This window comes from Streptomyces sp. P1-3 (assembly GCF_050613155.1).
GTDB lineage: Bacteria > Actinomycetota > Actinomycetes > Streptomycetales > Streptomycetaceae > Streptomyces.
Genome location: NZ_CP192512.1, coordinates 7627967 through 7647698 on the forward strand (window position 1 = coordinate 7627967; position 19732 = coordinate 7647698).

Annotated in this window: 15 protein-coding genes and 1 pseudogene; 3 read left to right on the plus strand and 13 right to left on the minus strand. The window is 72.4% G+C overall.

Annotated elements, in window-relative coordinates:
- Position 1 precedes the first annotated feature (1 nt).
- Positions 2–1654, plus strand: a complete 1653-nt coding sequence (gene ptsP, locus ACQUSR_RS32565; protein WP_431046828.1) for a phosphoenolpyruvate--protein phosphotransferase — start codon at positions 2–4, stop codon at positions 1652–1654.
- Here the strand turns inward: ptsP and ACQUSR_RS32570 are convergent.
- The 7 genes and pseudogenes from ACQUSR_RS32570 to ACQUSR_RS32600 all read right to left on the minus strand — a co-directional run.
- The gene (locus ACQUSR_RS32570) at positions 1644–2189 is read right to left on the minus strand and encodes an EF-hand domain-containing protein (RefSeq protein ID WP_431046830.1); all 546 of its coding nucleotides are present in this window, start codon (positions 2187–2189) and stop codon (positions 1644–1646) included. The two genes, ptsP and ACQUSR_RS32570, sit on opposite strands and share 11 nt — an antisense overlap.
- A gap of 54 nt (positions 2190–2243) precedes the next feature.
- On the minus strand, positions 2244–3536 hold the full coding sequence (locus ACQUSR_RS32575; protein ID WP_431046832.1) for a cytochrome P450: 1293 nt from the start codon (positions 3534–3536) through the stop codon (positions 2244–2246).
- The gene (locus ACQUSR_RS32580) at positions 3533–4561 is read right to left on the minus strand and encodes a 3-oxoacyl-ACP synthase III family protein (protein WP_431046834.1); all 1029 of its coding nucleotides are present in this window, start codon (positions 4559–4561) and stop codon (positions 3533–3535) included. Before ACQUSR_RS32580 ends, ACQUSR_RS32575 begins: the two co-directional genes overlap by 4 nt.
- Before the next feature lie 180 nt (positions 4562–4741).
- Entirely contained in the window at positions 4742–6700 is a 1959-nt protein-coding gene (locus ACQUSR_RS32585) for an SMI1/KNR4 family protein (protein ID WP_431046836.1), read from the minus strand.
- A gap of 65 nt (positions 6701–6765) precedes the next feature.
- Complete coding sequence (trxA, locus tag ACQUSR_RS32590; protein ID WP_431046838.1) at positions 6766–7155, minus strand: thioredoxin; 390 nt, start codon at positions 7153–7155, stop codon at positions 6766–6768.
- Positions 7156–7264: 109 nt separating this feature from the next.
- Positions 7265–7651 carry a MerR family transcriptional regulator gene (locus ACQUSR_RS32595; RefSeq protein WP_431046840.1) on the minus strand — a complete coding sequence of 129 codons (387 nt, stop codon included), beginning with the start codon at positions 7649–7651 and terminating at the stop codon, positions 7265–7267.
- 132 nt (positions 7652–7783) lie between these two features.
- Positions 7784–8889, minus strand: a pseudogene (locus ACQUSR_RS32600) (pectinesterase family protein); the annotation flags it as partial.
- Between ACQUSR_RS32600 and ACQUSR_RS32605 the strand changes: the two are divergent.
- A complete protein-coding gene (locus tag ACQUSR_RS32605; RefSeq protein ID WP_431046842.1) occupies positions 8885–9340 on the plus strand; it encodes a hypothetical protein in 456 nt (151 codons plus the stop codon). The pseudogene ACQUSR_RS32600 and the gene ACQUSR_RS32605 overlap by 5 nt on opposite strands.
- A gap of 91 nt (positions 9341–9431) precedes the next feature.
- Here the strand turns inward: ACQUSR_RS32605 and ACQUSR_RS32610 are convergent, their stop codons facing one another.
- Complete coding sequence (locus tag ACQUSR_RS32610; protein ID WP_431046844.1) at positions 9432–10769, minus strand: PLP-dependent aminotransferase family protein; 1338 nt, start codon at positions 10767–10769, stop codon at positions 9432–9434.
- A gap of 116 nt (positions 10770–10885) precedes the next feature.
- Between ACQUSR_RS32610 and ACQUSR_RS32615 the strand changes: the two genes are divergently transcribed.
- A complete protein-coding gene (locus ACQUSR_RS32615; protein ID WP_431046846.1) occupies positions 10886–11734 on the plus strand; it encodes an alpha/beta fold hydrolase in 849 nt (282 codons plus the stop codon).
- Positions 11735–11857: 123 nt separating this feature from the next.
- Here the strand turns inward: ACQUSR_RS32615 and ACQUSR_RS32620 are convergent, their stop codons facing one another.
- The 5 genes from ACQUSR_RS32620 to ACQUSR_RS32640 form a co-directional block, all read right to left on the minus strand.
- Positions 11858–14818 (minus strand): glycoside hydrolase family 2 TIM barrel-domain containing protein, encoded by a 2961-nt coding sequence (locus ACQUSR_RS32620; RefSeq protein WP_431046848.1) that lies wholly within the window; start codon positions 14816–14818, stop codon positions 11858–11860.
- Positions 14819–14831: 13 nt separating this feature from the next.
- Positions 14832–15647, minus strand: a complete 816-nt coding sequence (locus ACQUSR_RS32625) for a carbohydrate ABC transporter permease (protein ID WP_431047982.1) — start codon at positions 15645–15647, stop codon at positions 14832–14834.
- Between the two features lie 50 nt (positions 15648–15697).
- Positions 15698–16678 carry a carbohydrate ABC transporter permease gene (locus ACQUSR_RS32630; protein WP_431046850.1) on the minus strand — a complete coding sequence of 327 codons (981 nt, stop codon included), beginning with the start codon at positions 16676–16678 and terminating at the stop codon, positions 15698–15700.
- Between the two features lie 17 nt (positions 16679–16695).
- Complete coding sequence (locus ACQUSR_RS32635) at positions 16696–17952, minus strand: ABC transporter substrate-binding protein (protein ID WP_431046852.1); 1257 nt, start codon at positions 17950–17952, stop codon at positions 16696–16698.
- 253 nt (positions 17953–18205) lie between these two features.
- Complete coding sequence (locus ACQUSR_RS32640) at positions 18206–19729, minus strand: glycoside hydrolase (RefSeq protein WP_431046854.1); 1524 nt, start codon at positions 19727–19729, stop codon at positions 18206–18208.
- Positions 19730–19732 lie beyond the last annotated feature (3 nt).

Genomic DNA, 19732 nt, shown 5'->3' on the forward strand with positions numbered 1-19732 from the left:
GGTGGCGGCTGTGATGACCGGCATCGGGATCGGCGGCGGCAGCGCCGCCGGCCCCGTCGCCCGTATGGCGCCACCGCCCGCCCTGCCCGCGCCGCGCGCCGTCGGCGCGGCGGACGCACCGGCCGAGGCCGCCGCGGTCCGCGAGGCGCTGCGGCAGGTCGCCGCCGACTTGGAGCGGCGCGCGGCCGCCGCATCCGACGCCGCGGCCGAGGTGCTGTCCGCGCAGGCCCTCATGGCCACCGACCCGGCGCTGGCGGACCGGGCCGAGGCCTTGGTCCTGGACGGCACCGACGGCGCGCACGCACTCGCCGCGGCCTTCGGTGAGTTCCGGGCCGGGCTCGAAGCGGCGGGTGGCTACTTCGCCGAACGGGTCGCCGACCTGGACGACCTGCGGGACCGCTCGGTGGCCCGGCTCCTGGGTCTGCCCATGCCGGGCCTGCCCGCCCCGGGGCACCCCTACGTCCTGGTCGCCGACGACCTCGCCCCCGCCGACACCGCGCTGCTCGACCCGGCCCAGGTCCTCGCCCTGGTCACCCGGCGGGGCGGCCCCACCAGCCACACCGCGATCCTGGCCAAGATCCTCGGCCTGCCCGCCGTGGTCGGCTGCACGGGCGCCGGCACACTCGCCGACGGGCAGTCGGTGCTCGTCGACGGCGCCGCCGGCACCGTCGAGGCCGACCCGCTGCCCCAGACCGTCGCCGAGGCCGCCGCACGCGAGGACCGGCGCCGCCGGCGGGCGGCCCAGGTGCGCGGGCCCGGCCGCACGGCGGACGGCCATCCGGTGAAGCTGCTGGTCAACCTGGGCGCGCTGCACGAACTGCCGACCGCGGCGGCGGCCGACAGCGAGGGCGTGGGCCTGTTCCGCACCGAGTTCCTCTACCTCGACCGCGCCCAGGCCCCCTCCCTGGAAGAGCAGACCGCCGCCTACCGGGAGGTGTTCACCGCCTTCGCGGGCCGCCGCGTCGTCGTACGCACCCTGGACGCCGGCGCGGACAAGCCACTGCCGTTCGCCACCGCGGCCGACGAGCAGAATCCGGCCCTCGGCGTACGCGGCCTGCGCACCGCCACCCGCGACCCGGAGCTGCTGCGGACCCAGCTGGCCGCCATCGCCGAGGCGGCCGAGGGCAGTACGGCCGAGGTGTGGGTGATGGCCCCCATGGTCTCGGTGCCGGGCGAGGCCGCCGACTTCTCGGCGCTGGTGCGCGCCCACGGACTCCGGGTCGCCGGCGCCATGGTGGAGGTCCCCGCGGCGGCGCTGCGCGCGGGGTCGCTGGCGCAGAGCTGCGACTTCCTCAGCGTCGGCACCAATGACCTGGCCCAGTACGCCTTCGCCGCCGACCGGACCCTGGGCAGCCTGGCCGCGCTGCTGGACCCCTGGCAGCCCGCCCTGCTCGACCTGGTGCGCATGGCGGCCGCGGCCGGCGAGGCGCACGGACGCCCGGTCGGCGTGTGCGGCGAGGCCGCGGCCGACCCCGCGCTGGCCCCGGTCCTCGTCGGCCTCGGTGTCACCAGCCTCTCGGCCGCGCCGAGTTGCCTGGGCGAGGTGCGGGCCGCCCTGGCGGCCCGCACCCTCGACGACTGCCGAGCCCTGGCGACCCGAGCCCTCGCGGCCCCCGACGCCGCCACCGCCCGCGCCGAGGTGCTCAGAAGCTGACGCCGTCGTCTGGACGTCGGACTGAGCGGCTGGTGCCGTTGTGCAGGGCTTCCGCCATGGGCGAAGCGCCGTCGGTGACGTAGGCGCGGATGGACGCCAGGTACTCGTCGCGGTCGATGTGTCCGTCACCGTCGGTATCCAGCGCGTCGAACGCCTTCTCGGCGTTCTCGGTCGGGTTGCCCAGTACCGCACGCAGCCGGGTGAACTCCGCGCGGCCCAGGGTGCCGTCCGCGTCGGTGTCGGCGAGGTCGAACAACGACCCCAGCGCGTGCCTGCAGACGTCGTCGAAGGTCTCGGCGCCCGCCCATGTCGCGTACTCCGCGAAGGTCACCTTGCCGTCGCCGTTCGCGTCCATCGACGCGTATACGCGTTCGTGAGCTGTGCGAGCAGCGGAGACGAGGGGGTCACCTCCCTCGCGTCCAAGCGCCGCTGCCGCGCGTTCGGGGCGGGCGAGGTACTCCTGCCGGGAGATGACACCGTCACCATCCACATCCAGCATGGTGAAGATATGCGCCTTGGCGGCGATGGCGTCCATGAATGTGCCTTTCGTGTCATCGGGGGCTGGATCACTGCCCGCTCCCTTGCCTCGCTACACGCCGGATGCTCCCCGGCGCCCCGGTCGGCGGGTTCCCGTGAGGACGGGCAGGGATTCGGGGTGGCGGGCGACGGCGACGCGGTACGGGAGGGTGGAGCCGTCGGCCGCCAACCGCAGGTCGGGCAAGCGGCGGAACAACTGGGTGAGGGTGGTGTCGAGGACCAGTCGCCCCAGGGTGGCCCCCGCGCAGTAGTGGGGCCCGTGGCCGAACGTCAGATGGCCCGCCGGGGCGTCGCGTGCGGGGTCCAGCTGTTCGGGGTTCGGCCATGTGCGGGGGTCGAGGTTCGCCGCCTTGAAGGAGAAGACGACCACGTCGCCGCGCGCGACCTCGCATCCGGCGATACGCAGCGGTTCGGTGGCGAACCGGTAGTTGCTCCCGGAGAACGGGGCCGACAGGCGCAGTACCTCTTCCAGCACCCGGTGGCGCCCGGCCGCGTCCCCGACGAGCCGCTGCCTGGCCTGCGGATCGCGCAGCAGGTGCAGGCTGCCGGAGGAGGCGGAGGCGATGTTGGAGTCCAGCGCGGCGAACATGGCGCTGATGAGCATGCCCACCAGGTCCTGACGGCTGGAGACGGCGCCGGACCGGTACGCCCGCAGCGCCGAGGTGGCGATGTTGTCCGCCGGATCGCGCTCCGCCTCCGTCAGCGCCGCGCGGATGTGGGCGGACAGGCGTGCGGCCGCGTCGAGCATGTGCGGCGCCTGCGGGTGCGCGGTGCTGCTGAGTACGCGCACCAGGCCGGCGGCGTCCGCCCGGCGCCGCGGCGGGATGCCGATGAGATCACCGGCCACGTTGGTGGCGATGGGCAGGATGTAGTCCGTCACCAGGTCCGCCTCGCGGTGCCGTGCCAGCGCGTCCAGCGCCTCGGCGACGGTGCGGTGGACGAGCGGCGCGCGGCGCCGCACGGCCGCCTTGTGCAGCTGCTGGGTGAAGATCGCGCGAAGCCGGCGGTGCTCGGTGTGGTCGCGGCTGAGCGGGCTGGGCAGGACGGTGAGGAAGTCGGTGGCATAGCGCAGGTGCGGCATGCCGTGGTGCGAAGGCAGCACGGATCGGGCGTCGTTGACCAGGCGCCGGTCGTTCAGCCACTGCCGGGCCACATCGTGTCGGAGGACCAGCCAACCGGAGAACCCGGCGGGCGTCGGGGCCAGCCTGATCGGTCCCCGGCTGTGCAGACTGCGGTAGAAGGGGAACGCCCGCGGCTCGCTGCTGCAGGGCAGGAGCCGGCTGGCCGCCCACCCCGAGCGGCCTGGCGCGGGGTGGGCGGCGTACGGGCAGGCCGTGCTGCTCACAGCCGGATCACCATCAGGCCCGTGCTGGTGCCCGCAGCCAGGCCGACGAGCGCGATGAGGTCGCCGGGCCGGGCCTTGCCGGTCTCGATCGCCCGTACCAGCTGGAGCGGCAGCGAGGCCGAGGCGACGTTGCCGTGCCGGGGCAGGGTGAGGATCAGCCGGTCGGCGGGAATGCCCGGGTCCTCGGGGTACCGCTCCACGTCCGCGACCGCGACCTGGTGCACTCCGACAAAGGCGAAGTCGGTCCATTCCAGGCCGAGTTCGTCCAGAAGTGGCCGCAGGGATCCCCAGCCGAGCCCGTCGATGCTCTTACGGAGCCGGGAGCCGTCCATCTCGAAGTACGCCCGCTCCCCGGCGGGGTCGCGGGCGACGGTGCCGCCGAAGCGGAAGGTCGCCGAGTCCCAGGCGGCGGAGTCGGCGGCGAACCGGCTGCCGAGCACCCCTGGAGCCGAGGGGGAGGTGTTCGCCCCCGCCCTGAGCAGCACGGCGGCGCCCGCGTCGGAGAACCCGTAGGAGGCGAACGAACGGAAGAAGGTCGCGTTGTCGCTCACCCGTAACCGGGCGGTCAGGGACGGCGCCTCGCCACACGTGATCAGCACCGTGCGGTAGCGGCCCGCGGCGATGAGCGCGGCGGCGACCTCCATGCCGTTCAGCACGCTGTTGCAGGCGTTCTTCACATCGAACGCCGGGCAGGTGAGACCGAGTTTGGCCGCCACGATATGGCCGGTCGCGGGCTCCGCCATGTCCTGACTGCCCGCTGCGAAGATCATCAGGTCGATGTCCCGGACGGACGCGCCGTCCTCGGCCAAAGCCTTGCGTGCCGCGGCCACGGCGAGATCCGACGCCTGCTGGTCCGGTGCGACCAGATGCACTCCTTCCACACCGGTCAGCCGGTGCACCAGTCCTGCGGGAGGGACGAACGGAGCGCTGGCCGCGGCGATCTGCGCTTCCCGCTCGGCGATGTCGATCCAGCGCTCCGCCAGGTGAACTGCCGCTCCCGCCACGCAAGCCCTCATGTCGGTCATCTGCCAGACCGTAGTGATTCGCGTGCCGTCCCACCGGCAGCCACCGCCGCACCGGGCGCCCCTTTCACCCGGAAAGCGGATCATCGGTTATACGGATCTTATGATTAATTGGGACGAGCTGGCCAACCGGCCCATCGGCCCATCGGGCTGACGGGCCGACGGGAGCGTGTGGTGCGGCCGTCACTGCTCAGCGGAGGCCTCGTCCGCCTCCTGCCACCCCAAGCGGACGACCATGTATCCCTCTCCCGGTCCCGGCGGCCGGGTCCATGACCGGGTCGTGAACGTGTGAAGACGGCCGTGGTCCAGGGCGAAGCGCGGGAGCGACACCCCGAACTCGGCGGCGATCGCCTCCAGAGCGCGCTGCTCGCCCAGCCGTCCGGCGTCCTCGTCCGCGGTCTCCTCTGCCGCTCGCGCGAAGAGGCGGTCAGGGTCCAGCGCCGCCGGTATCGTCCCGCTCCGCCGGATCGTCGTGCCCTGAACCGTGAACGCGAAAGCCTCCTCGCCGTTCTCCGCGACGGAGAGATGGAAGAGCCCAGGGGACACGTGCGGCTCGGCGGGAGCACTCCAGACCACGACCGCGCGGGTGCCGTGGGAGGCGGCGACGGCGGGGGAGGTGAACCGCCGCTCATCGAAGGGGCTCGGCGATGACTCGAAGGCGAAGCTCCAGCCGGGACCGGCGCGCCCGACGGAGGCCAGGGCCTTGTCGTCGTACGACGAGCTCTCCTGGCCGTCGCGCAGCCTCCAGCGCGCCTCCCACGAGGTCATCGGCTCGTGCAGCACCCCGTGCTCGTCCGCGCCGATACGAGCGGGCAGCTCGGCCGGGTCCACGCCCTCCACCAGGATGAAGCGGTACGCCTCCCGGGACCGGTCCGGATCCGCCTCCGCCAGCCATGCCAGGCCGCCGGGGTCGAGGTCCGCCGTGGGGCCCGGAGGGCCGCCCGCCTCCCCGCCCCTGGCGGTGGCCAGCAGCTCCAGCCCCCGCTCCGGCGTGAGCAGCGGGCCGAGGACGGGGTCGGCCAGCAGGCCGAGCGGCGCGAGGTGGTCGGGGCCCAGCGGCCGCCACTGCGGCAGCGCGCCGAGCAGGGTCCGCCACGCCGCGTCGGCCCCACCCCAGCGCGCCTGCTCCCGCGCCCTGTCCACAGCCAGGCCGAACGGGCCTGCCGCGCTGTAGCGGTAGCTCCCCTCCCGTACCTGCCGGAGTATCCCGTCCGCAGCCTCGCGCACCTCGTCGGAGGCGCCCCGCACATGAAACGACCACATGGCCACGTCATGCCGGCTGGCCACATGCTCCACCGCCAGTACGGGCAGCACCTCGGGGGCGTACACCGGATCCGCGGCGAGTTCGTCGAGGTCCACCATGTCGGTGTGGCCTCGCAGCCGCCGGATCTGGTCGCGCAGCGCCCGCGCCCGGGGCCGCCCGTAGCCCGCCGCCTCCGCGAAGGCCGTCTCGGCCCGCTCGTACTCACCGCGCAGCGCGTCCCGCCGCGCGTCCTCGACGGCCGCGTCCAGCTCCCGCGTCGTGTCGTTGGCGAACTCCCTCTCCGCCTCCCTCTCTGCGCGGTCCGCGCGCAGCATGTGGAACTCCTGGTACATCTCCGTCATGAACTCCCGGAAAGACGCGTACCGTTCCGGCGGCATGGCCGCCCAGCTCTTGTAGCAATACACGGCCCACTCACCGTCGTCGCCCACGTCCCCGGGATCGAGCAGCACGTACACGGCGTCCGACTCCACGTCCAACTGCAGCGCACGGGCCCACACGCCGGCCTCCAGGACCTCGTCCGGCAGGGAGTCCTCGTCCAGGTCCTCCTGGAACATCTCGCCGAGCCCGGACTCGTCCTCGTGCCAGCGGGCCGCCTCGGTGCCGGCGAGCAGCCATACGAAGCCGCCCGCATGCCGCCACCCGTCGCTGACCTCGAGGAACGTCCGGTACGACGGCGGCAGTCGGTGGCCGAGCCGTTCCTCCATCGCGGCTATCCGCGCGCCGGACGCGGGCGGGAAGCCCAGCCAGCGGCTGCGCCGGGCCTCCTCGTCCCCCTCGTCGAGCTGTTCGCCGGGGTCGCATGCGTCCGCCCATTCCTCGCTCCACCGGGCCAGGAAGGGCCGCCAGTCGAGGGGCGTGTCCGTGGTGGTGTCCGTCATGGCAGTGATGGTGCCACCCACCACTGACAACGCCCGTTCCCCGTACGGCAGTCCAGCGATGTGCGTCAGTCCAGCGATGCCGCGGGCGCCACGCGCCCTCGACCGGGCTCGACGACGTGCGGCAGGACGTCCTCCAGCTCCTGCAGCAGCCGCCGCTTCGGCCGCGCGCCGACCAGCTCCTTGACCAGCTCGCCGTCGCGGTAGACCTGCAAGGTGGGCGCGGCGAGGACGTTGCGGGCGACCATCGTGGCCGGGTTCTCGTCGGTGTTGAGCTTGGCCACGGTCAGGCGGTCCGCCTCCTCGCGGGCGATCTCGTCGAGGACCGGCGCGAGCTGCCGGCACGGGCCGCACCAGGGCGCCCAGAACTCCACGAGAACGGGCCGTGGGCTGCGCAGCACCAGCTGCTCGAAGGTGTCGTCGGTCACGGTGACGACGGCGGGCTCTGTGGTGGTCACAGGTGATGTCCTCTGCTTTCGGGCGGTCAGGTCGGGATCGGTCAGGTCGGGATCCGGGCCGGAAGGTCAGGTCCGGATGCCGGAAGCCAGGCCGGGATCCATGCCGAGGTCAGGGGGAGAACGCGCAGCGCGGCTCGGCCGCCCGGGACTCGACGGCCAGCTCCAGCTGCGCCGCGACCCGCTCGCGCACCTCGCCGAGTCGCGCGATGCACGCGTCGAGCTCGGCGAGCTTGCGCCGGTAGACGGCGATCGAGTCGGGGCAGCGGTCGCCCGCCTCGTGCCCGCCGCGCAGGCACTCGACGAACGGCCGGGTGTCCTCAAGGCCGAAGCCGAGGTCCAGCAGCGAGCGGATCTCCCGCACCATCCGCAGGTCCTCGTCCCCGTACTCGCGGTAGCCGTTGGCGGCCCGCCGGGCCCGCAGCAGCCCCTGCGCCTCGTAGTAGCGCAGCGACCGCGTGCTGACCCCGGCCCGCTCGGCCAGTTCCCCGATCCGCATGGACGGCTCCTCCCTGATCCACCCGAGACGCTAGACCTTGACGCCGGTGTCAACGCCAGCGCCGGGACCAGCCTGCCACCGGGTGCCGCCCGACCGCCGCCGGGGCCCGGCGGCGTACGGTGCGACGGTCCTCTAGGAGGCCGTGGGGGTCCAGTCGCCCAGCCGGTCCGGGATCTCCTGGTCCGCGGCCTGGTCGTCCGTCAGCTGCGGGCGGTCGCCGCTCGCAGTGCCGGAGCCGGGACCGGTGTTCCGGTACTCGGCGAAGCGGTCGTCCTTCCAGGAGAAGCCGCCCATGTCGGTCCAGGGCGCGGACTTGATCGCATTGCTCAGCTGCGTGTTGCGGACCGTGGCCATCGGGTCGAGGGACGCGTCGCCGCCCGCGTGCCAGTTGCGGCCCAGATGGAACCTGGACCCGGACACGTCACCGCCCACCGTGCTGTTGGCGATCAGGAAGCCCTTGCGGCCGGCGGCGGTGCTGGGGGCGACGACGTATCCGGCCGAGGACCCGTTCCATCGTTTCTTGAGGGTGATCGCCGATCGGTCGATCACGGCGCTCGCCCGGCCGAAGATGAAGTCGACGTTCCCCGCGATGGAGGAGTTCCTGACGTAGACCCGGCCGAGCCTGTCCTTGGTGGCGGTGTCCAGCAGCAGGGTGTCCTGGTCGCCGTTGACGGCGATTCCGTCGAGGAAGACCTTGTCGGCCGCGGTGCGCAGGGCGACCGCCTGGAGTCCGTTGAGGTGCTGGTTCTTCGCCTCGTCGAAGTCGTTGGAGAAGGTGAGGTTGCGGGCCTGGAAGTCATCGGCCTCGGCGGCGACGGTGGCGCTGCCGCTGGTGCCGCTGCTGCCGTAGGTGCCGGAGCCGTCGGGCTTCGGCGTGCCGGCCGCGTTGTCGTAGACGATGACGGTGTCGTTCCGGCTCGCGCCGGTGCCCTGAAGCGTGACGTGCGGCTTGTTCGCGGGGATCTTGATCGTCTCACGATGGGTACCGGGCTTGATGGCGATGACGACCCGTGAGGGGTTGCCCGCCGGTACGGCGTTGACGGCGGCCTGCACGGTGGTGAACTGGCCGGAGCCGTCCTTCGCCACTGTGAGGGTGGTCGCGGCCGCGCCCGCCGACGTGCCGATGCCCGCACGGGGACCGGCGCCGGACCGCACCTTCGACGGCACGTCGGCGGCCTTGTCCAGCGTGTAGCCGTAGTACGCCTTCGGCCGAAGGCCGTACCGCCGCTCTCGTTGCGGATCACCGCCCTGGTACTGGCGCACGGCGCCGCCGAAGTCCGCGTTCACCTCGTGACGGGCGCGGCGCCGGGAACGGCGGTACGCCAGACGGGCTGGGCGGTGGCCCCCGGCGGCCCCGGATCCGAACTCCTGCCGGTCCACGGGCTCACGGCGGGCCCCGCCGCGCCCGCCGCGGACACCGCCTTCGCGGCCCGGGCGGTGGCTCCCGTCCTGACGGGCGAGATGGTGGCCGGGGGCGAGAGCGGCGACCTGTTCGTGTGCCTCGCGCGGCTGAGCGGCGAGCGCGACCCGGCGCCGCTCCACGCTCTGGCGGACGTGGCGGTGCGGCGGGCCGCCGATGGCGCGTACGAGGTGACGGTCGGCTGGGCGGACGGCCCGACCCACCGGGCCCGGCTGACGCCGGAGGCGGTCCGTGTCAACGGCTGCCTGGATCAGGGCCTGTCCGCTTGAGGACCCGTCCGACGGGGCGCGTGACCGGCTCGGACAACGCCCGATGCCGGGCGCCCGGCCGGGCTCAGGGCCGGCATCTCACCCGTGGCTCTCAGTGGGCGTCGGCGTCCTCGGGCGTGCTGCGCGCCAGGGCGGCCAGGGTGTCCAGCGCGGCGCCCAGCACATCCGGCGGGGGCGAGGCCAGGCCGATGCGCACCGCGCCGGGGGCCCGCCCGCTGCCGACCACGAACGCGGCGGCGGGCGTGACCGCGATGCCCCGCCAGGCGGCGGCGGCCACGAAGGTCTCGGCCCGCCACGGTGGCGGCAGTTCCCACCAGCAGTTGTAGGCGGCCGGGTCGGCGCGCAGGGTGCTACCGGCCAGCCGAGTGGCCGCGATGCGCTGCCGGGCCGCGGCGTCTTCCCGTTTGGCGTGCACGATACGGGCCACCGTGCCGTCCCCGATCCAGCGGGTGACGGCGTCCAGCGCGAAGCGGGTCGCCGTCCAGCCCCCCGAGCGCAGCGCCGCCCCGATCTGCTCGGTGAGCGGTGCCGGGGTCACCGTGAATCCGGTGGTGAGGCCGGGGGCCAGCCGCTTGGAGAAGCTGTCGACGAGGACCGTGCGGTCCGGGGCGTAGTCGGCCAGTGGCGGCGGCCCGTCCCGGAGAAACGCCCAGACGGCGTCCTCGATGGCGTACAGGCCCAGTCGGCGCAGGGCGTCGGCGAGTTCGGCGCGGCGTTGGTCGGACATGGTCGTGCCGAGCGGGTTGTGCAGGGTCGGCTGGAGGTAGACGGCGTGCGTCCGGGCGACCCGGCAGGCAGCGGCGAGGGCGTCCGGCCGCAGCCCGTCCGCGTCGGTGGCCAGCGGCACCAGGGTGATGCCCAGCCGGGCGGCGACGGCCTTGACCACGGGGTAGGTCAGTTCCTCGACGGCGAGCCGCCCGCCGGGCGGGACGAGGGCGGCGATGGCGGCGGCGATGGCCTGCCGGCCGTTTCCGGCGAACAGCACCCGGTTCGGGTCGGGTGCCCAGCCGGGCCGGGTGAGCAGCGCGGCGACGGCGTCCCGGGCGGCGGGGGTGCCGGTCGCGGCGACCGGGCGCAGCGCGGCCGCCAGCAGGTCGGGGCGGAGCAGCGGTGCCAGCCCGGCTGCCAGCAGCTCCGACTGGCCCGCGACCACCGGGTAGTTGAGTTCCAGGTCGATGTGCTGGACGGCCGGTTCGGCCAGGGCGGGGCCCGGGGCCGGGGGCTCGGCGCGGACGAACGTGCCGCGGCCGACCTCGCCCACCACCAGGCCGCGGCGGACGAGTTCGCGGTAGACGCGGCCCGCGGTGGAGTTGGCGATGCCATGGGTGCGGGCGAAGGCCCGCTGGGTGGGCAGCCGGTCGCCGGGGCGCAGCCGCCCCGCCGCGATGTCCTCGGCCACCGCGTCGGCCGCGTGCCGGTAGTCCTCCATCGTCCGCTCCCCTCTCGGGCATTGCCCCATATTGCACCGAGGGCAAAGTTATCATTGCACTCACCCGACGGGCCCGCCTAGCATCCACTCAACAGGGTCTGGAGAACGGGGATCTGATGAATACAGCGCTGGTCAACGGCATTTCGATCGGGTACGACGACGAGGGGCCCCGGGACGGCGCGGCACCTCTGCTGCTGGTGCACGGGCACCCCTTCGACCGGTCCATGTGGCGGCCCCAGCTCGCCGAGGCGGCCCGCGCCGGGCACCGCGTCATCGCCCCCGATCTGCGCGGCTACGGAAGCTCCGCGGTGGTGCCGGGCACCACCCCGCTCTCCGTCTTCGCGGCGGACCTCGCCGGGCTGCTGGACCAGCTGGGGATCGACGGCGTGGTGCTCGGCGGCCTGTCGATGGGCGGCCAGATCGTGATGGAGTTCCAGCGGCTCTATCCGGACCGGGTGCGCGGGCTGCTGCTCGCCGACACCTCCGCGGAGCCGGAGACCGAGGAGGGCAGGGCGTGGCGGCACGCCATGGCGGACCGGCTGCTGCGGGAGGGCATGGGTCCGTACGCCGATGAGGTGCTCGGCAAGATGGTGGCGCCGTACAACATCGAGGCGCTGCCGGATGTCGCCACGCATGTGCGCCTGATGATGGGCGGCACCCGGCCGGAGGGGGCAGCGGCGGCACTGCGGGGCCGCGCGGCACGGCCGGACTACCGCCCGGTGCTCGCCCAGGTCGCGGTGCCCGCGCTGGTGGTGGTCGGCCGTGACGACGAGTTCACCCCGCTCCGGGACGCCGAGACCATGCGGCGGCTGATCCGGGGGGCGGAACTGGCCGTGATCGAGGGGGCGGCCCATATGCCCAACCTGGAGCGGCCGGCCGAGTTCACCACGCTGCTGCTGCGTTTCCTCGACCGGATCGGATCCCGGCAGGCGGTACGGACCGCGGGGAGCGGGGTGGCGTCCTAGCCACTCCGGGTCCCGCAGGGTTCTCCGGTTCCTCAGACAGGAGAACGCGTGGTCGATCCTCCAGCTTTCCCCCCGGACGGGGTCCGGGGGGAAAGCCGGCCCGCGGGCACCGTGGCACCCGCGTCAGGCGGTCTCCTCGCTCTCGAAGGTGAACGAGAACTCCGCGGGCGCCACGTTCAGCCGGTACCGCGGCAGCACGGTCGGCCCGCAGGACTCGCTGCCGATGCCGTGCTGGCCGTGGTCGAGGTTCAGCCACACCGTGTCGGCGGACGGGACGAGGTCCGTGGTGTGGTCCGCGGCGTCGAGCTGCTCGCTGGTCCAGCGGCGCGCCGTGAACCAGAAGTGCGGACGGCCCTCGACGCGCAGGCTGCGTCCGTCCGACGCCGAACTCAGCCGCGCCCAGCGGACGTCCGCCCGCGCCCCGTTCTCCTGCGGCCGCACATACGGCGTCTGGAGGTCGTCGACCTCCATCTCCCAGCGCGTGACCCGGGAGGCGGCGCGGGTGTCGGGGTACGCCTCGCCGGGGCCGCCGCCGAACCAGGTGGCGTGGTCGTACGACGCCGGTACGCCGAGCCGGATGCCGAGGCGGGGCAGCGGGCACGGCCAGTCGCCCTCCGGCGTGACCGAGACGGTCAGGTGCAGCCGCTCCTCGGACGCCGTCCAGCGGTAGACCGTACGCAGGGCGAAGTCCACGGCGGCCGGGGCCACCCTGGTCACGACGGTCACCCCAGCAGCCGTATCCGAGGACGTCTCCAGCGACACCACGCGGTGGCGCATCCGGTGCAGCCCGAGCCGCCGCCACCGCAGGCCGTTGCGGGGGTCGTCCGGCTGCCAGGGGGCGCCGTTGTCGTTGTCCGTCGGCGCGCGCCACACGTCCAGCCGAGCGCCGCCGGTCACCGGGACCGCGCCCACGGCGAGCAGCGCGCCGCTCGCCGGGTCGAAGGCCGCCGGGCCCAGGCGGATGACGCCGGCCGCGTGGCGCGGTGCCGCGGTAGCCGCGCCGCGACGGGGCCGGGGGCGCCCCGCCGCCGGGAGCTGGGCCCACGCCACCCGGTGGCCCGCATCCGCCCACGCCGTGTCGGCGGCCAGCACCGCCTGTACGGTCCACAGGGCCTCGCCGTGCCCGTCCGGGCCGGGCGGGGCGGGCAGCTTGACGTCGGCGGACTCGCCGGGCGCCAGCGGCGGCACGGACAGGCCACCGGAGCCGACCGTCTCCCCCTCGACCTCGTAAGCCCAGGTGAAGGACAGGTGGGACAGGTCGGCGAAGTCGTAGGCGTTGGTGACGCGGAGCGTGCCCGCGGCGCCGTCGCCCTCGATCCGGACCGGCTCGATCACCTTCTTGTACTCGACCAGCCCCGGAGAGGGCGTGCGGTCGGGGAACAGCAGGCCGTCGCAGACGAAGTTGCCGTCGTGCAGCTCCTCGCCGAAGTCCCCGCCGTACGCGTAGTGCAGCTCGCCCTCGGCGGTGCGCCGGGCGAGGCCGTGGTCGATCCACTCCCACACGAAGCCGCCCTGGAGGCGCTCGTGGCGCTCGAACAGCCGCTGGTAGTCGGCGAGCCCGCCGGGCCCGTTTCCCATGGCGTGCGCGTACTCGCACTGGATGAAGGGGAGCGCGCGGCGCCTGGCGTCCAGGTCCGGGTCGCCCCACGGGGACTCGGCACGCCGCCCGATCAGCTCCACCTCCTCGTGCGAGGCGTACATGCGCGAATAGACGTCGGCGTCCTTGCAGGAGATGTCGCCCTCGTAGTGGATCACGCGGGACGGGTCGCGCCCGCGGATCCAGTCGGCCATGGCGGTCAGGCCGCGGCCCGTGCCGCACTCGTTGCCCAGGGACCACATCACGACGGACGGGTGGTTCTTGTCGCGCTCGACCATCCGGCGCGCCCGGTCCAGGAGGGCCGGGGTCCACCGCTCGTCGTCCGCCGGGTTGCCGCGCCAGCCGAGGGCGACGAAGCCGTGGGTCTCCAGGTCGCACTCGTCGATGACCCACAGGCCCAGCTCGTCGCACAGGTCGAGGAACGCCGGGTGCGGCGGATAGTGGGCGGTGCGGACGGCGTTGATGTTGTGCCGCTTCATCAGCACCAGGTCGCGGCGCATGGTCGCGAGATCCAGCGCGCGCCCCGTCTCCGGGTGGAACTCGTGGCGGTTGACGCCCCGGAAGAGGACCGGTTCGCCGTTGACCTTGAAGACGCCGTCCTCGACGGCGACCGTACGGAAGCCGACGCGCAAGGACACGCGCTCGCCCGCCGTCCCCAGCTCCGCCTCGTACAGGCGCGGCGTCTCCGCCGTCCACGGCTCGACGGGGACGGTCGCGCTCTCGCCGGTGGCCAGGTCCAGGCCCAGCTCGGGAACGGTGACCCGGCCGTGCGGATCGGCGTCCACGCGCAGTGTGCCCTCCCCGCGCACGTGGTCGTACGAGGCGTGCACGAAGACGTCCGCCACCGCCCCGGCCGGGCGGTGCAGCAGCGTCACGTCGCGGAAGACGCCGGGCAGCCACCACTGGTCCTGGTCCTCCAGATAGCTGCCGGAGGACCACTGGTGGACGCGCACGGCCAGCACGTTGCCGCGCCGCCGCAGCAGCCCGCCCACCGCTCCCACCGCGAACTCGTGCGGCAGCCGGCTGCCCTTGAACGTGCCCAGCTCCCGCCCGTTGAGCCACACCCGCGCGCAGGACTCGACACCCTCGAAGCGCAGCACCGCCTCCCCACCGTCCGGCCAGCTCTCCGGGAGGTCGAAGACGCGGCGGTGGTCACCGGTCGGGTTCTCGGTCGGGACATGCGGCGGGTCCACCGGAAAGGGGTACAGCGTGTTGGTGTAGATCGGCGCGCCGTGCCCGCGCAGCACCCAGTGCGCGGGCACGGGGAGCCGGTCCCAGCCGGACGCGTCGTACGCGGGGTCGGCGAAGGACTCGTCCTCGGCGGTGGCCGTCGGGGAGAGCCGGAAGGCCCAGTCGGGCCCGTTCAGGCTCAGCCGCGCGGCGTCGGAATCCGGCGACCAGGCGCGGGGCGGCAGGAGCCGCTCGCCGCTGCCGGGCGACACGTCCTCGTAGTAGGGGAGTGGCGCGTCATGGGAGGTGGGGCTCATCGGCTCTCCTCGGTCAGCCCTTGATACCGGTCTGTGCGACACCTTGCACGAGCCACCGCTGGAGGAACAGGAAGACCAGCACGAGCGGCAGGATCGACACGGCCGTCGCCATGAAGATGAGGTGGATGTTGATCGTCTGCGCCGTCATGTAGGAGGACAGCGCGACCTGAACGGTCCATGAGCCTTGGTCCTGGCCGATGACCAGGGGCCACAGGAAGGCGTTCCAGCCGCTGATGAAGGTGATGACGGAGATCGCGGCGAAGAAGTTGAGCGAGTTCGGGACGACGATCCGCCAGTACGCGCCCCAGTAGCCGAGCCCGTCCACCCGGGCCGCCTCCTCCAGCTCCTTGGGGAAGCCGAGGAAGTACTGCCGGAAGAGGAAGGCCGTGAAGCCGCTGAACAGGCCGGGGATGACCAGCCCGCGCAGGGTCGAGACCCAGCCGAGCGACGACACGAGCACATAGCTCGGCACGAAGGTCACGGCGGCCGGGACCATGAGGGTGAACAGGATCGCGTACAGGACCTTGTCGGCGTGCTTGTACGGAATGCGGGCGAGCCCGTAGCCGGCGAGCGAGCACACCAGCAGCGTACCCAGGGTGTGCAGCACGGCCACGACCATCGAGTTCCACAGCGACCGCGCGAACGGCACGGACGGATCGTCGAACAGCTCCTTGACATTGCCCCACTGGATGTCGCCCGGGAAGAACGCCCACTCCTCGCCGGTGATGTCCGCGTCCGTGGACAGCGCGTTGCGCACGATCAGATAGAAGGGGATCAAGAACAGCACGGTCGCGACGCCCAGCGCCGCGTACAGCCCGGTGCCGCTCATGACGCCGCGCGCGGTGCGCCGCTTCCGGGAGCGCCCGGGCAGGGTCGCCGTCACTTCTCGTCACCCTTTCCGAAGCCGAGCCACCTGCCCTGAAGCAGGGTCACCATGGCGATCAGCAGGGCGAGAATGAGCGCGCCCGCGCTGCCGTGCCCGTAGTCCTGGTTGGCGCCGAGCGCCGTGTTGTAGAGCTCGACCAGGGGCGGCCTGCCCCAGGTCGCGCGGCCCTCGTCGAGGATGTTGTAGAACTCGTCGAAGGCCTGGTAGGCGTTGATGAGCAGGAGCAGTACGACGGCGACCGAGGTGGCCCGCAGCTGCGGCAGGGTGATGTGGCGGAAGGTCTGCCAGCCCGGCTTGGTGCCGTCGACGGCGGCCGCCTCGTACAGCTCGCGCGGGATGTTCTGCAGCGCGGCAAGGAAGAGGATCATGTAGAAGCCGCACTGCAGCCACAGCCGCGCGGTGCACAGCACCAGCCAGTACCAGGGCGGGTCGGGCGAGGCGAGCCACGCGATGGAGTCGACGCCGAACAGGTCGAGCACGGTGTTGGCCCCGCCGTAGCGCAGCCCGCTGAAGATCGAGATCTTCCACACCAGGGACGCGACGACGTAACTGCACGCCACGGGCAGGAAGAAGACCGAGCGGAAGAACGCCTGCATGAAGCGGATGCGGTGGACGAGCAGCGCCAGCGCGAGGGACAGGGCGTAGGTGAGCGGGACGATGATCGCGGCGAAGACGGTGAAGTTGACGAGGCTGTCGACGAAGTCGCCGTCGCCGAGCATGTCGGTGTAGTTGGCGAAGCCCACGAACTCGGTCGGGGTGACGGTGCCCCGCGCCTCGTGCAGGCTCAGGTACAGGCTCCAGCCGATCGGTACGTAGACGAAGACGATCAGCCCGGCCAGGAACGGGCCGACGAACAGCCAGAAGTTGAGGGTGCGTCCGCGCGCGCCGCCGAGTCCCGGCAGCAGTCGCCGGCGGGCGGCGGGGGTGGTCTTCGCGGGGGCGCGGCCGGGGGAGTGGTGTGTGGTGGTCGCCATGACGGTCCCGGGCCGGCCTATCCGACGAGCTTCTTCAGGTCGCGCCCGATCCTGGTCTCGGCCTTGTCGAGTTCGGACTCGGGGCTCTTGTCGTCGCGTACCGAATTGGTGACCGCGTCCAGGAGGGTGTTGAACATGCCCTCGGTGAAGAGAGGGTCGTCGAAGACGCCGTTCTCGTTGAACAGCTTCACGGCCTCGGCGGCCGGCCCTGACCGCAGCTTGTCCGCGCCCGCCGCGATGCTCTTACGGGCCGGTATGTGGAATCCGTAGTCGAGCGCCCACTCCTCCTGGTACTGCTTCTGGTCCAGCCACAGCCACTTGACGAACTCCTTGGCCTTGTCCACGTCCTTGGCCTTGGCGGAGACATACGCGGACCAGCCGCCGTTGTAGACCACGGGACGGCCCTGTTCGCCGGAGCTGGGAAAGGGGAAGATGCCGTAATCGTCGCCGAACGCCTTCTCGACGGCGGGAATGGCCCAGATGCCGCACCACTGGATGGCGCACAGCCCCTGGACGAAGGAGGCGGGGTCCCAGGAGTCGGTGGGGGCGCCCAGCAGCAGCGCGTCGCCCTTGTACAACTCTCGTGTTTTGGCGAGGGCTTCGACCACGGCCTCGGTGTGGAAGCCGACCTTGTTGTCCGCGGTGACGAGTTCGGCGCCGGTGGACCACACCAGGGGCTTGGTGACCTGCTTCAGCTTCTGGCCGATGTTGAGGCCCTTCACCTTGTCGGTGGTGAGCGCGTGCGCGGCGTCGATGAGTTCGTCGAGGGTGGTCGGCGGCTTCACGCCCGCCTTGTCCAGCAGCGACCTGCGATAGAAGAAGAACTGCGGGTCATCGATCATCCGGATTCCGTAGACCTTGCCGTCCACGGAATTCGCCTTGATGTCCTCCGGGAGGAAGTCGTCCTTGACGTCCGCGATGATGTCGTCCAGCGGCACGATCTGCTTCGACCGCACCAGCTGGATGTCGGGGTGGTACTCGAAGACGTCCGGCGCGTCGGACCCGAGCAGGGTGGTGGCCAGCTTCGACTCGTATTCGCCGGGCACCCACTCGATGGAGACCTCGGCCTTCTGGTACGCCTCGGCGAATTTCCTGGCCGCCTGCTGCGTGCCCGGCTCGCCGTAGGCGTGGTACATCTGCTTGATCGAGTTCCCGCCGCCGCCCGAGCGGCCGGTGTTCGAGCCGCAGGCGGCGAGCCCGCCCAGGGCGGCCATCCCGCCGACCGCCCGCAGCACGCCGCGGCGGTCCCAGTCCCTGCTGCTTCTCCTGCTCATTGCCGACACGGTGAACTTCCTTGTCCTCGTCGCGCCTGAGTGACCTGGTGATCTGAGTGACCTGAGTGGCCCAAGTGATGCGTGCAGCGGGACGCTAGCCATAGACGAAGGCTTCGGCAAGGGGTTGGACGAAGCCTGGTACCAAGGACTTTGACGCTTCGGCAGGGCTGGCCCGGCGCCGTTCGAGCACCCGAACGCGCAGGGGCCGGCAGGGGATACGGGAACGCTCCCGCACCCCTGCCGGAAGGGTCGGTCAGCCGCGCTCGGCGAGGACGTACGTGGTGATGGAGCGCGCCGGGAGCGAGGCCGAGACGGTCCCGCCGGATACCGAGGGCGCCGCCGCCCCGGCCCAGTTCTCGGTAGCGGAGGTCCGCACCGCCCTGACCGCCGTCAGGCCGCGCGCGCCACCGAGGTCCAGCGCCAACGCGGAGGCGCCGGAGTTGTGGTTGTTCACCACGATGCTCCAACGGCCGTCTTTACGGAAAGCGGTGACCTCCACACCGCTCGGCGCACCCGTCACATCGTGCAGGACCGCACCCGGCCGGACGAACTTGCTGTATTGCCCCAGCGCGTAATAGCGCTTCGTCATATACAGCTTCTGGTTTCCATTGGCGGCGTAATCGGGGTCGTAGTAGATCAGCCCATCATTCCACCCCTGGTCGTTCTTGGACCCCGCTCCGCTCTCGGCGTCCACGCCGATCTTGTTGGAGAGCGCCGTCCACCAGTGGAACGCCGAGTCGTGCGCGACGGTGAAGTCCTTGTGCATGATGCGCGACATCAGCAGGGCGTTGTCGATGGTCGGGTCGTACTCCTGGCTCCAGCCCGTGCCGCCCTTCCCGAAGCAGCAGATCTCGCTGGACCAGGACTCCTTTCCGAAGGACTTCGCGGTCGCCGCGACCTGCGCGCGCGACGCGTCGCCGGGATTGTTGTACGTGTGGTGGGCGAGCTTGTCGACGAATTCGGCGGTGCCCGGCTGGCTCAGCCACTGCGGAACCTCGCTGTTGAACCCGTCGGTACTGCTGGACTCGTCGGCGATGATGCCGGTCCGGCCGCCGCGCGCGTCCAGTTCCCCGCCCAGCGCCCGTACGATGTCGTCGCGCTGCTCGACGCCGACCAGCATGCCCTCCTGGCCGCAGTCCGCGAAACTGTTCGTCGGCTCGTTGAAGGGGCTGATGTGGCCGAGCGCGGCGCCCTCCGCCGCGAAGTGGTCGACGACATCGGCGATATAGCGGGCGAAGTCCTTCTCCTTGGCGGAGTCGAGATGGCCGCCGCAGCTCTTTCCGTTGGTCTTCCACTCGGCCGGGGCGCTGTTGACGAACCCGATCAGATCCTCGACGCCGTACCGGGCCGCGTACCGGAGGAACGTCCGGCCACCCGGATCCTTGGACCAGTCGTACGAGCCGTCGGCTTCGAGGAAGTCGTCCGGGGCGCGCTCGGGCGTGGTGACCCCCGTACCCCCGCCACCGATGTTGTAGCGGTACGCGCTCAGATCCAGGCCGTCCGGGCCGAAGAGCAGGCGGGCGGCCCGCGCCTGCGCGGCGCGGTCGAACTTCCCGATGTCGTTGGGCCACCAGGCCCCCGACGCGCCGATGTCGTCGATCGTCTGCGCGGCCTCGGGGGAGACCCGGGCGGTGGCCACGGTGGTGGTCCCGTCCGCCGCCGAGGACGCCGGCGGGGTCAGGGAGCCCGCCAGGGCGAGGGCCGCCGCCCCGCTGACGAGCACCGTGCGGATGCGTGTGCGCTGTCTTGTCCGTGCTGCTCCTGGTACGCGTGCCATGTG

What these genes read in the sequence shown, in the direction of transcription:
- ACQUSR_RS32570 (WP_431046830.1), bottom strand. Translation starts at nt 2,189, where the DNA reads ATGGACGCCATCGCCGCCAAGGCGCATATCTTCACCATGCTGGATGTG.
- ACQUSR_RS32580 (WP_431046834.1), bottom strand. Translation starts at nt 4,561, where the DNA reads ATGACCGACATGAGGGCTTGCGTGGCGGGAGCGGCAGTTCACCTGGCG.
- ACQUSR_RS32585 (WP_431046836.1), bottom strand. Translation starts at nt 6,700, where the DNA reads ATGACGGACACCACCACGGACACGCCCCTCGACTGGCGGCCCTTCCTG.
- ACQUSR_RS32595 (WP_431046840.1), bottom strand. Translation starts at nt 7,651, where the DNA reads ATGCGGATCGGGGAACTGGCCGAGCGGGCCGGGGTCAGCACGCGGTCG.
- ACQUSR_RS32610 (WP_431046844.1), bottom strand. Translation starts at nt 10,769, where the DNA reads ATGGAGGACTACCGGCACGCGGCCGACGCGGTGGCCGAGGACATCGCG.
- ACQUSR_RS32615 (WP_431046846.1), top strand. Translation starts at nt 10,886, where the DNA reads ATGAATACAGCGCTGGTCAACGGCATTTCGATCGGGTACGACGACGAG.
- ACQUSR_RS32620 (WP_431046848.1), bottom strand. Translation starts at nt 14,818, where the DNA reads ATGAGCCCCACCTCCCATGACGCGCCACTCCCCTACTACGAGGACGTG.
- ACQUSR_RS32625 (WP_431047982.1), bottom strand. Translation starts at nt 15,647, where the DNA reads ATGAGCGGCACCGGGCTGTACGCGGCGCTGGGCGTCGCGACCGTGCTG.
- ACQUSR_RS32630 (WP_431046850.1), bottom strand. Translation starts at nt 16,678, where the DNA reads ATGGCGACCACCACACACCACTCCCCCGGCCGCGCCCCCGCGAAGACC.
- ACQUSR_RS32635 (WP_431046852.1), bottom strand. Translation starts at nt 17,952, where the DNA reads ATGAGCAGGAGAAGCAGCAGGGACTGGGACCGCCGCGGCGTGCTGCGG.
- ACQUSR_RS32640 (WP_431046854.1), bottom strand. Translation starts at nt 19,729, where the DNA reads ATGGCACGCGTACCAGGAGCAGCACGGACAAGACAGCGCACACGCATC.